This window comes from Parashewanella spongiae (genome assembly GCF_004358345.1).
GTDB classification, from domain to species: Bacteria; Pseudomonadota; Gammaproteobacteria; order Enterobacterales; family Shewanellaceae; genus Parashewanella; species Parashewanella spongiae.
In genome coordinates, this window is record NZ_CP037952.1 from 4,586,324 (window position 1) to 4,599,256 (window position 12,933).

At 41.1% G+C, this 12,933-nt stretch carries 9 protein-coding genes; 1 reads left to right on the top strand and 8 read right to left on the bottom strand.

Annotated features, from left to right (window positions below):
• Positions 1-285: 285 nt before the first annotated feature.
• The gene (locus E2I05_RS18195) at positions 286-543 is read right to left on the bottom strand and encodes a hypothetical protein (RefSeq protein ID WP_133309794.1); all 258 of its coding nucleotides are present in this window, start codon (positions 541-543) and stop codon (positions 286-288) included.
• A gap of 207 nt (positions 544-750) precedes the next feature.
• Positions 751-2,841, bottom strand: a complete 2,091-nt coding sequence (pnp, locus tag E2I05_RS18200) for a polyribonucleotide nucleotidyltransferase (protein WP_121855109.1) — start codon at positions 2,839-2,841, stop codon at positions 751-753.
• Positions 2,842-3,126: 285 nt separating this feature from the next.
• Between pnp and E2I05_RS18205 the strand changes: the two genes are divergently transcribed.
• Positions 3,127-5,124, top strand: a complete 1,998-nt coding sequence (locus E2I05_RS18205) for a putative bifunctional diguanylate cyclase/phosphodiesterase (protein WP_121855108.1) — start codon at positions 3,127-3,129, stop codon at positions 5,122-5,124.
• A 1,348-nt stretch (positions 5,125-6,472) separates the two neighbouring features.
• Here the strand turns inward: E2I05_RS18205 and E2I05_RS18210 are convergent.
• The 6 genes from E2I05_RS18210 to infB form a co-directional block, all read right to left on the bottom strand.
• Complete coding sequence (locus E2I05_RS18210) at positions 6,473-7,165, bottom strand: reverse transcriptase domain-containing protein (protein WP_133309795.1); 693 nt, start codon at positions 7,163-7,165, stop codon at positions 6,473-6,475.
• A 268-nt stretch (positions 7,166-7,433) separates the two neighbouring features.
• Complete coding sequence (locus E2I05_RS22145; RefSeq protein WP_170179652.1) at positions 7,434-7,571, bottom strand: hypothetical protein; 138 nt, start codon at positions 7,569-7,571, stop codon at positions 7,434-7,436.
• Between the two features lie 409 nt (positions 7,572-7,980).
• Positions 7,981-8,250, bottom strand: a complete 270-nt coding sequence (gene rpsO / locus E2I05_RS18220) for a 30S ribosomal protein S15 (RefSeq protein WP_121854242.1) — start codon at positions 8,248-8,250, stop codon at positions 7,981-7,983.
• Positions 8,251-8,336: 86 nt separating this feature from the next.
• Positions 8,337-9,272 carry a tRNA pseudouridine(55) synthase TruB gene (gene truB / locus E2I05_RS18225; protein WP_121854241.1) on the bottom strand — a complete coding sequence of 312 codons (936 nt, stop codon included), beginning with the start codon at positions 9,270-9,272 and terminating at the stop codon, positions 8,337-8,339.
• Positions 9,272-9,697: a 30S ribosome-binding factor RbfA gene (gene rbfA, locus E2I05_RS18230; protein WP_121854240.1), complete on the bottom strand. Its 426-nt coding sequence runs from the start codon at positions 9,695-9,697 to the stop codon at positions 9,272-9,274. The genes truB and rbfA overlap by 1 nt, the downstream gene beginning before the upstream one ends.
• A gap of 572 nt (positions 9,698-10,269) precedes the next feature.
• Complete coding sequence (gene infB / locus E2I05_RS18235) at positions 10,270-12,921, bottom strand: translation initiation factor IF-2 (RefSeq protein ID WP_121854239.1); 2,652 nt, start codon at positions 12,919-12,921, stop codon at positions 10,270-10,272.
• Between the last annotated feature and the right edge of the window lie 12 nt (positions 12,922-12,933).

Sequence of the window (12,933 nt, forward strand, 5' to 3'; positions counted from 1 at the left end):
ATGCCACTTCATATTACGCCGGAAGATCAAACAGATGCATTTACCAGTTGCTTCTCTGTTTGTGTCAGGGTTCGTCAACTAGGAAAGACTCCCCATCTTCATTTTTTGATTTACGACGCTTAACTGAATTCGCTTGATGCTGCGGCCTACATTGCATCTCAACCTTTATTCAAGGCCTTTGTCACAGGGCTTCATGTCATAGCGGTTACCCATTATGCATGCCCGTCAGATTTCGGGATGAACTGGTAATTATCCCGTCAGGTACGTTTCAACCTGATGGACTTATTATAAATAATAACGTTGCTGTCTCTGGTTTATGGCCATGTAATCGCTTGGCTGCGTATACGTTGAGACAAATCCCGCAACAGAATAAAGCGCTTCGTGGCGCTCCCTAGAAACATCAGTTGACTGCGTTCTCAAGCGTAGAAAAAATGGCTGATAGTAAGGCGTAGCTTGCAGCAAATAGTTTATTCTACTTGCAAAAGTTACAACGCAGATAGCAGTCATTTTAGCAAGCTTGTGAGCGTAGAGCACTTCACTCATTGGGTGAAAGCCTAGATGATAAAGTCATCTTATTGCTCAAACAGTTACTCATATACTCAGCGTTCAGTTGATGTTTTAGGTTGAACACATACATAGCTCTGAGCTGGGAATTTAATTACTGTAATTGGTATAAAACCATCAAAAAGACATAAAAAAAGGAGATCCTAAGATCTCCTTCATATATACCAATACAATGCCGTTTGAGTATTACTCAGCAGCAGGCTTTGCTTCTTTAATCGATAGACGAACGCGACCTTGGCGATCGACTTCCATTACTTTTACATCGACTTCTTGATTCACTTCTAAGTGATCGGAAACGTTAGCAACACGTTCTTCACTAATTTGTGAAATGTGTACTAGACCATCTTTACCTGGAAGAATGTTAACAAAAGCACCGAAATCGACGATACGGATAACTTTACCTTTGTAGATAGTACCAACTTCAACTTCTGAAGTAAGCTCTTCGATGCGACGAATAGCTTCACGAGTGTCATCGCCACTTGCAGAAGCAATACGTACTGTACCATCATCATCCAATTCAATCGTGGTGTTGGTTTCTTCAGTTAATGCACGAATTACCGCGCCACCTTTACCGATAACATCACGGATTTTTTCAGGATTGATTTTGATCGTTGTGATACGTGGAGCATGATCAGAAATTTCTTCACGATGTGAACCTATCGCTGAATCCATCACGTTCAAGATATGAATACGAGCACCAAGCGCTTGTTGCAGAGCGATGTCCATAATCTCTTTAGTGATACCTTCAATTTTGATATCCATCTGAAGAGCTGTGATACCGCCGTTTGTTCCAGCAACTTTAAAGTCCATATCACCAAGGTGATCTTCATCTCCCAAGATGTCAGAAAGTACAACGAAATCGTCGCCTTCTTTAACAAGACCCATAGCAATACCTGCAACAGAAGTCTTGATAGGTACACCGGCATCCATAAGAGCCAATGAAGTACCACAAACAGAAGCCATTGAGCTCGAACCATTTGATTCAGTGATTTCAGAAACAACGCGAACACTGTATGGGAATTCTGATTCAGAAGGCATTACCGCCTTCATGCCACGCCAAGCTAATTTACCATGACCGATTTCACGACGCTTAGGTGAGCCTACCATGCCTGTTTCACCCACTGAATACGGAGGGAAATTATAGTGAAGCATGAAACGGTTTACACGCTCACCCATGATGCTGTCAATTTTCTGTGCATCACGTTCAGTACCGAGCGTACAAGTCACAAGCGCCTGAGTTTCACCACGTGTAAATACTGCACTACCGTGAGTACGCGGTAATACACCTGCCAACACGTTCAACGCGCGGATCATGTCTGGTTCACGACCATCGATACGTGGTTCACCACGGATAATACGACCACGAACAATATTCTTTTCTAAGCTACTTAATAAGTCGTCAACGGTTCTTAAACAAACATCTGGGTTTGCTTCAAGTAATGCTTCTTTAGCCGCATTTTTAACTTCAGTTACGGCATCACGACGCTCATGCTTAGCAACGATGTTATAAGCTTCGCCGATGCCATTTTCCGCTAAATCAGCAATTTTCGCTTTTAACTCTTCATCTACCGCTGGAGCTGTCCATTCCCACTCAGGAGTATTAACTTCAGCTTTAAACTCTTTAATCGCATTAACGACAACTTGTTGCTGTTCATGACCATAAACTACAGCACCAAGCATGATTTCTTCAGCCAAAGCATCGGCTTCTGACTCAACCATCAAAACTGCTGAATCAGTACCTGAAACAACAAGATCCAGCTGGCTGTCTGCCATTGAATCAACAAGTGGGTTAAGCGTGTATTCACCATTCACATAACCAACACGGGCTGCGCCTAATGGGCCATTAAATGGAATACCAGAAATAGAAAGCGCCGCAGATGTACCAATCATCGAAACAATGTCTGGCTCAATTTGCGGATCAACAGAAACAACTGTGATGATTACTTGAACTTCGTTTTTAAAACCATTTGGAAACAATGGACGAATTGGACGGTCAATCAGACGTGCAATCAGAGTTTCATCTTCACCAGGACGACCTTCTCGCTTGAAGAATCCACCTGGGATTTTGCCGGCAGCATACGTTTTTTCCTGATAGTTAACTGTCAAAGGAAAAAAGTCACGACCTGGCTCGGCTACTTTCTTTCCAACTACAGTAACCAACACTGTTGTGTCGCCCATACTTGCTAGTACAGCTGCGTCAGCTTGACGTGCAATTACTCCGGTTTCCAGAGTGACGGTATGCTGACCGTATTCAAAACTCTTTACAATAGGATTCACTTGACCCATTCCTTAATTAATTTACCTTACATTTCGCGCGTTAGTATACTTTAACTCCACGGTACAGATAAAGCGCCTATACTGATCTGATACTAATAACATGAAAACTGATGCTCATATCTTAATTTAAAGCACCAAAATCATTTCAAATTGCTACATTTAGTTAACTGCTTTTCTAAATAATGTATTACTAAAGTTAACGATAAACCGATTGAATACCCAAACAAAGTAACAAGGAAGATACTTAGCTTGACTTCATTAACAGGGAAGCAAACTTATCTCGTCATGCTCACTGTGCTCTGTTTTGCAGCGTGCACTTTTGTCATTGAATTTATTTCGGCTATTAACACTGAAAAACAACATTTGACCTATCAACAAATACGTTTGATCCAAAGCCTTGAGCAATCTAGCATAAAGGCTCGTCCTGAAAAAAATTTGTTTTTAGCTGAAAAACTTTTAGATCAATCACTTAGTCTACCATGGATACAATCGGTTCAGATAGAGCTAAGCAATGGAGGAAAAATATTCAGTGCCAATAAAACGCCCATCCCAACAACGAGTATAATTATTCAAACAATTAATTGGTTACTCAAGGACATTCAATCAAGCTCTCATTTACTCTATAAAAAAAACGCCCAGCAATTACCAAACAACGTGGTATCTCCCGAGCCTTTTGCAAGAATAACCTTAAACTATGACACTAATTTGATCAGTGCTCAGCTTTATCAACATTTAAAGTACACCTTCTTAATTTCACTCAGTGGAGCCATCGCTTTAACACTTATTTTATCTTATGTTTTCCACCGATTTTTAACTCTGCCAATAATTAAATTAAGTGAAGCGATTGACGCAATACACCCTGATTCACCAAAAGAAAGTTTACTCCCAAAGCTGCCTTTCCATGAAAAGAATGAGCTTGGATCTGTAATTTCTAAATTCAATCAAATCTTAATTCAGTTTGATACCACTCAGCTAAAGCTCAGGAAATTAGCCACCAAAGACTCACTAACAGGATTACCAAACCGCACCCTTTTTTTAGAGTCTATTTCTTACGCCATACAGCGTGCCCGAAGTCAACGTCGTAGCTTTTCAATTTACTTCGTAGATATAGATAGATTCAAAAATGTAAATGATTCATTAGGGCATGCGTTAGGAGACAGATACCTGACACGAATTGCGCGAGTTTTAAAAAGAGTCGTCGGTGAAAAAGGCACTGTCGCCAGATTAAGTGGCGATGAATTTACAATTTTAGCTAATGAGGTTCAAACCCCCACACAAGCTGCAGAATTTGCTGAAAAACTCATAAAACAAATCAACAAACCATTACAACTGAACGAACACCAGCTTCACCCCAATGCTTCCATTGGTATATCAACATTCCCTGACGACGGTCATACACCAGAAGATCTCATTCGTCACGCAGATACCGCTATGTATAGTGCCAAATCAACAGGCCTTGGAAAGTGGGCTTTCTTTAATACTAAAATGACGGATAAAGCTGTTGCAGCCTTAAAAATTGAAGCAGATTTGCACCATGCACTTAACAAGGAGCAGCTTGAACTGCATTTTCAACCTAAAATTAACCTCATGACTGGTGACATCGTTGGTGTGGAAGCCTTAATGCGATGGCGCAACGGAGAAAAACTCATTTCTCCGGGTGTTTTTATTCCAATTGCCGAAGAGTCAGGGCTTATTGTTGCTATAGGACAATGGGTGATCAAACAAACCTGCATGATTTTAGCTGAGTGGCGAAAAAATTATAACAATGTGCCGCCTATTGCCATCAATATAGCTTCAAAACAATTTGTTGATCCCAAGTTGGTCTCTCAAATTAAGCAGCAAGCATTAAGCCGACATGTACCATCACACTTAATTGAAATAGAAATTACCGAAAGCTCATTCATTAATGACATTCAATTCGCAATAGCACAAATTGAGCAATTGACCAGCGCTGGATTTAAAGTCGCTATCGACGACTTTGGCACTGGTTACTCTTCACTTTCTTATTTGAAACTGCTACCGATTAACACGCTTAAAATAGACAGAGCATTTATTGAAGGCTTACCTGAAAACGATGCCATTGCTTCCACAATTTTAATGCTGGGCAAGCAAATGAAACTAGATATTGTGGCGGAAGGTATTGATGAAAAAAAACAATTAAATTGGCTGAAAGAAAAGCAATGTCCTATCGGACAAGGATACCTCTTTAGCAAACCTTTGCCTAAGGAACAATTCGAGAAGCTGTATATGCAACCAAAGCAAGAGTCCATGAAGTTTATCTGACAAAAAATTTAAGATTACTAATAAGTTAACCTTCCTTCATAAACATTGAGCTCTGCCATTCCTTGCTTAATACTCAAAACAGACCTCCAACTAATTATTAAACAGGAGTCGATTATGGCTACTGATAAAATCGATAATTACCAAGCGCAATATAGCAACTTTCAATTACAAGAAGATGTTGCTGCGCATGTCTGGTCGAGTGCTTGCCCCTCAAGTGAAATTGTGATTAATAATACAAGATACCGACTGTCTCCTTCATACGAAGTTATAGAGGGTGAAGATTTTTATATTGAAAGTTCATCTTACACAGGCGGTAAGTGCAGCGGTGCCTATATCCCAACAGTACGCTCAGAAATTAGTTACTTTAAAGTCACTAAAATATATCCTGGTGAACGCCACTTTGAATTATTAGAAAAAGTAAAAGATCAATTCTTAACATTCTTTGGGCTCTCAGTATCCCAAAAAATTGAAAAAGCACTATTACGCGAAGGCTATAGACCAACTTGTGGAGCCACAAGTGCGTCTCTTGATAACATCCTAAGATCAAGTATCACTCGTGATGCATTAGAAATGGACACAGATAGAGCGTTTACTCAACACAATAAAAGACAACCGAGACCATCAACCGAATTTGATATTCAAATCAACCCAAGTTTAAACGAAATGATCGCCTGTAATATACCGAAACGTCAGCTAGAGTTTAATCAACACGCCGCAACCCAAAAAGTCTCTAGTCTAAAAAGCTTACCAGCAGCTTCAGAGGAAGTTTCGACAATTTTCAAGAAAAGTAAAATTGCCTATCGGTGCCCCATTTCAGGTGAAAAACTCAATGCTGATAATGCCATCCATTTAACAAGCGATGGCAAGACACTGTTACTTTCTCGCTCTGGATTTAGATTCATTATGATCCACGGAGATAAACTTAAACATCTCAATATAGGCTTATCAAGAAAGCAAATTTTAGGTTGCACACTTTCAAGTGTTACTGAAGCCCATTTCAAGCATCAAAGTACGTTAGTAAGATTAAAAGCAAAACTTGCAAAAAATCATTCGGTACGTTTTTACGGTAAAACATATAAAATCTACCAAGATCAAAAAAATGAACAGAAAAAAAACACAAAAATTGAAACTAAAAGAACAGATAGAGCATCTAAACCCATTATTACGACGCCCATAGAAATTGGCAGGGATTCTGAAACTGCTGCAGAAAAAGAGTTACCAAAAGTTATCCCATTTCCTACTGCATCCACTGATAGCATTTTAGCAACAAGTACGAGCACAACTGGTGATTATTCAAGATCGCTTAAAAAAGTGAATTCAGATATTCCGGATAGTTTTACACCTTCAATTACAGAAACAATACCGACGTCTCTTGAAACTGATGAGTCTGACTCAGGCATTGAATGTTCATATGAAGAAAGTTCACCTCAGTTAAAACCACGCTCTTTGCCCACTCCAGTGGCCAAGAATAAATTATACCAATTACAGTAATTGGTTTAACACCGCTTTCAAGGAACTGTTTTATCAACCTTAAGATACTGCCATCTTTTACCCTTCTGCTTATGCTCGTTAAGATTAGCTCTTGGTCGAGTAAGTCAAAGCATTTGGATAAACCCATATCCACCACATGTTTTAAGTCATATTGACGGATAAACATCGTGGCTTTGTTTATGGCATCATGGCCGCTTCTGTGTGGTTGATATCCATAGCTTGATGGATGGAACTGCTCTTCAAATATCGGACTTAGTATATCGTTTAGGCATTGTTGTACGATTCGGTCTCGAACTGTTGGTATCCCAAGCTTTCTCACTCCACCATCATCTTTCGGGATTTCTACCCGTTTGACGGCTGAAGGTCGGTATTGCTTGGTCTTGAGTTCGATAAGAAGTTTATCAAGTTCGTTACTCAGATTTGAGGCGAATTGCTCTAAGCTCTGCTCATCAATTCCAGCAGTGCCTTTGGCTCTCCACACTTTCTTAAATCCGTTGTACAGTGATTCTTTGTTAAGTAAGCGACCATACAAGCTGTAATAAACTCTCATTGACCTCTCTGTGTGCGTTGTTTGGGTTCAGTGTCTTGTTTTCATCAGTTGGTGTATTTCACTCAGCCTCAAAGCCTTCTAGCCCTTGGCAATTTACTTTGATATGACTGAATTACTCCCGTATACGGCTTCGGTCTCCAGAGTCATTATTCCTAATGCCTCCAGTCGGAAATGCCTCACTCATCTTTTTTTTTGTGATTTTCTGTATCTGTGAAAAAAAAATCCTGTCCATCACAAACTTAAATTAAGCTTCACCCCTTCGCCAACATCAAGGCTTTTGGCTTTTGGCTTTTGGCTGTTGATGTCGCCAATAAACTACGTCATTGGTCAATCCAGTTTTGCCCTCCACACCATTACTGGCTTTCATCGGCTGGATTTTACTCACTACTACGGGCTCATCGGCCACCTCGCACCAACTTCTACCTTGAGTTTCCTCTTGTATAAAAGCTTCTGGACTATCCCAGATAAGGTGTCAGGCTTCCCCAGTTACTGCACTCGCTCCCTGTTAGAAATCCCACCCTCAAGCACATGATAGAGCTGACTGAGTATATGGCGTTGCGCTATTTCGCACGCTTACCTCTCTATTATGCCGAATCAGGTTCGCTTTCGCTGTGTACCTCTAACTTCCTATGGCTTCCTTCAGACCTTGCCGTTAGCCAACAACGCCCTTGCCATTCGGATTATCTTCCCCTCAGTCGGGTGATACAGGCTTCTTTCTGCCTGTCAGGTTTGCCAGCTTCGCTGGGCAAACAAAAAAAGAGGCTTTAAGCCTCTTTTTTAAATTCAAAATTCAGTTACAGCATTAATCTGTTAGATTAACGACGTAGACCTAGTTTTTGAATTAGAGCAGTGTAACGTGCTACGTCTGTGCGCTTCAAGTAAGCAGTAAGCTTACGACGAGCGTTAACCATACGTAACAAACCACGACGAGAGTGGTGATCGTGAATGTGTTGCTTGAAATGACCTTGTAAATGGTTGATTTGAGCCGTCAACAACGCAACTTGAACTTCAGTTGAACCAGTATCATTTTCGAAACGAGCATGCTCTGCTACGATTTTTGCTTTCGCTTCAGCACTTAGTGACATGAATATCTCCAAATATATATAAAATAACTTTAGCCAATCACTAACTCAGCTAAAGAGAAGGCGCGGATTATAACGATAATTAATAACTATGGCAAGACAATCAAACGCTTTGGTGCCAATAATCCATCATCATTCATTTCCCCAACACCAACAAACATTCGGCTTTCACCAATGGTAATTCTCACTAACTGATCTGGCTGTAAACCCGGCGCTTGCAACGCTTGCCCTTGCATCACATACACCAATAATGATTCTGGCAAGTTAATTTCAGGGTAACAGGCTACAGCGCTATCCATAGGCAGCAAAACCTTATCTAGCTCAGCATACTTATCTTTGTCAGCAGCTATGGCTTCATCTGCAATAGCTTCCAGCTCTTCCATGGTAACAATTCGTTCAAACGGATAATCTGCAACTTGAATGCGTCTGAGCATTGAAACGTGTGCTCCGCAACCCAGTAACTCACCTAAGTCATCAACAATTGTTCGAATATAGGTCCCTTTAGAGCAATGCACATCAAGTGTCAGCTCATCATCTTCTAATGAAATAAAATTCAACTCATAAACCGTGATAGGTCTAGCTTCACGAGGGACTGTGATACCTTCTCGGGCATATTTATATAAAGGTTGACCTTGATACTTGAGCGCCGAAAACATAGAAGGCACTTGCATAATATCACCACGGAAACTATCAAGCGCTTCGTCAAGCTGAGTTTGTGAAAAATCAATAGGGCGAGTGTTGACTACTTCACCGTCTGAATCGCTTGTGTCGGTGCGAACGCCAAGTTTTGCGATAACCGTATAGCGCTTATCAGAGTCAAGCAGGTGCTGGGAAAACTTTGTAGCTTCACCTAAACACACAGGTAACATTCCAGTTGCGAGTGGATCGAGTGCACCTGTATGGCCCGCTTTATTGGCATTAAACAAACGCTTTACTCTTTGGAGAGCAAAGTTGGAGCTGATACCGGTACTCTTATCAAGTAGCACAATACCGTTAACACGGCGCCCTTTAGAACGACGAGCCATTAAGATTGCTCCTCAGAAGAGTTACTTTCAGCATCTAGGCATTTATCACTTGAAGCTGTAGATTTTGCTTCGTCTTCACTTACAATCTTTGTCACCAAATTCGACATGCGCATACCTTCAACCAGTGAGCTATCATAAACAAACTTAAGTTGCGGCATAATGCGTAACTTCATCCGCCCTGCGATCAGAGTACGTATGTATCCTGAAGCACCAGATAAAGCTTCTAATTTGCTTTCTACCTGAGACTCATCTTCATCGAAGAAAGTGACAAACACACGTGCAAAACTTAAATCACGCGATACTTCAACCTCGTTCACGGTAACCATACCTACCCGAGGATCTTTAATCTCGCGTTGTATTACCATCGCTAACTCTTGTTGGAGTTGCTGACCAATACGACGAGTACGACTGAATTCTTTAGCCATAGTTTTATACCAATTTGTTTTAATTGATGCGTGTTCTTATGAACAAGTGCTTGCAGAGTAAGGATGGAAGGTGATGACTTATGTCAGATAAATCAAAACTGGTTAACCTGGTCTGGACAATTTTAACTTGAAGCAAGATACGCTCAAGGCAATTTTTACTTAAGATAAAGTGTATCGCACTTTGTGAAATATAATTCCACTTAAGCATCTATGTATGAGCGTAATTTCAATATATTCCATTTAACCTAAATAAATCGGTTGAACGCACAATTTAACTTTAATCTATTGAAGTTAAATACAAAATTAAACACCCCTAATTCACCGATTATGTGAGTGCTGAACATTCATATACTTGCCAAAATCACCGCTAGCTGCGTTATAAATTTTGCAAGTAGAAACGAAGTAACGACAGTTTTGTATGTCGGTAACCACTACTTGCTGCTATTCATGCCTTGCTATCAGTAACTTTTCTGCGTATATGAACGATCCAAACCGATTTATCTAGGTTTAAACACATTGAAATTACGCCCGTGTAAATATTAAGGGCGGCTATCGCCGCCCTTAATCATCAATTACAAGGTTCTTGCAATTTCGACGGTTTCGAATACTTCAATCTGATCACCAACGCGAACATCATTGTAGTTCTTAACACCAATACCACATTCCATGCCATTACGAACATCTTGTACGTCATCTTTAAAGCGACGTAGAGACTCCAGCTCACCTTCGTAAATCACAACGTTTTCACGCAATACACGAATAGGAGCACTGCGTTTAATGGTACCTTCTGTCACCATACAACCAGCAATTGCGCCAAGTTTAGGAGACTTAAATACATCACGTACTTCAGCAAGACCAATGATTTCTTGTCTAAATTCAGGCGCGAGCATACCACTCATCGCTGATTTAACTTCATCAATCAAATTATAAATGATGCTGTAGTAACGCAAATCAACACTTTCAGCGTCAATCGTTTTACGCGCTTGTGCATCAGCACGAACGTTAAAACCAATCATGATTGCATTAGAAGCTGCGGCAAGTGTTGCATCTGTTTCTGTCAGAGCACCAACACCACGAGCAATAATGCTCACCTTAACTTCATCAGTTGAAAGCTTAGTTAGAGAGTCACAAATCGCTTCAAGAGAACCTTGTACGTCCGCTTTAAGGATAATGTTAAGCTCAGCAACTTCGCCTTCTGTCATGTTAGCGAACATATTTTCAAGCTTCGCTTTTTGCTGACGAGCCAGTTTCACATCACGGAATTTACCTTGACGATACAATGCTACTTCACGCGCTTTACGCTCATCTTTAACCACTGTCGCTTCATCACCGGCTTGAGGTACACCAGATAGACCTAAAATCTCAACTGGAATAGATGGGCCTGCTTCTACAATAGGTTGACCATTCTCATCTTTCATCGCACGAATCTTACCGTACTCAAGACCACATAGAACGATATCACCTTGGCGTAATGTACCTTCTTGTACCAGAACCGTAGCAACTGGGCCGCGACCTTTATCAAGTTTAGATTCAACAACAACACCTGAAGCCATGCCTTCACGAATAGCTTTAAGCTCAAGTACTTCTGATTGAAGTAGAATACCTTCTAACAGTTCATCGATACCTGTACCCACTTTCGCAGATACGTTAACGAACATGTGATCACCGCCCCAATCTTCTGACATAACACCGTGTTGAGAAAGCTCACTTCTCACACGCTCAAAATCAGCTTCAGGCTTATCAACTTTGTTGACGGCAACTATCAAAGGTACTCCAGCGGCTTTAGCATGCTGAATCGCTTCAATGGTTTGCGGCATAACACCATCATCTGCAGCCACAACCAACACAACAATATCTGTTGCTTTAGCACCACGAGCACGCATAGAGGTAAACGCAGCGTGACCAGGAGTATCTAGGAAAGTGATCATACCGTTGTCAGTTTCAACGTGATATGCACCAATATGCTGAGTAATACCACCTGCTTCGCCAGAGGCTACTTTTGCGCGACGGATATAATCAAGTAAAGATGTCTTACCGTGATCAACGTGTCCCATGATAGTAACAACTGGAGCCCGAGCTTCAGCAATTAAGTCTTCACCACGATCAGAAAGGACTTGATGCTCAAGTTCGTTTTCACGTGTGAGCACAACTTTATGGCCCATTTCTTCAGCAACCAACTGTGCGGTTTCTTGATCTAGCACTTGGTTAATCGTAACCATTGAACCCATTTTCATCATTTGCTTGATGATTTCAGTGGCTTTAACAGCCATTTTTTGGGCAAGTTCAGCTACTGAGATAGTTTCGCCAATTTTAATGTCACGGTTAACAGCGGCTACTGGCTTGTTAAAGCCATGTGCCATTGACTCTGGAGCCGTGGTTTTATTATTACGGCGATTATTGCGGTTATCACGGTCACGGTTGCGACCTTTACCTCTCTTATTATTAGAGCGGCTTCTGCGTCCACGACTTTCTTCTTCCGCATCAGACTTATCTTCAGCAGCACGAGCTGCTGTAGACGTTGTGATATGGTGATCAGAATTCTTTTCAGCTTCTTTACGACGCTTTTCTTCTTCAGCCCAACGCTTCGAGTTTTCTTCTGCTAACAAACGTGCTTTTTCAGCTGCTGCCGCGGCTTCTTCTGTTTGTTTTTTAAGTGCAGCTTCATCTTTAGCGGCTTGAAGACGCTCAGCTTCTTTTCTGGCAGCTTCGTTTTCTTTTGTTTCTTTCACTTCAGGCTTAGCCTTAGCTTTTACAGCTTTCTCGGCTTTTTCAGCTTTTGCTTTAGCTTCTTTTTCAGCTTTCGCTTTGGCTTCTGCTGCGGCTTTTTCTTTCGCCGCAGCTTCAGCTTGCTTCTTCGCTTCAGCTTCAGCTTTCGCTTTTTCTTCAGCCGCTAACTTCTCGGCTTCAGCTTGTTGCGCAAGTTCAGCTGGATCGCGTTTAACAAAAGTTCGTTTTTTGCGCACTTCTACTTTTACGTCTTTAGATTGTCCACCGCTGCCTGCTACGCTCAATGTCGATACAGTTTTACGCTGTAGAGTCATTTTAGCTGGTTGAGATGCGCCACCATGCTGCTTTTGAAGATAAGTAAGCAATTTGCTTTTTTCATCTTCAGTCACGGTATCTGATTGTTGTTTTTTAATACCGGCTTCAGCGAATTGCTCGATCAAACGATCAACGCTTTTTTCGACTTCCGTCGCCAGTTTCTCTACTGTAGTTTCTGCCATCAGTTAAACTCC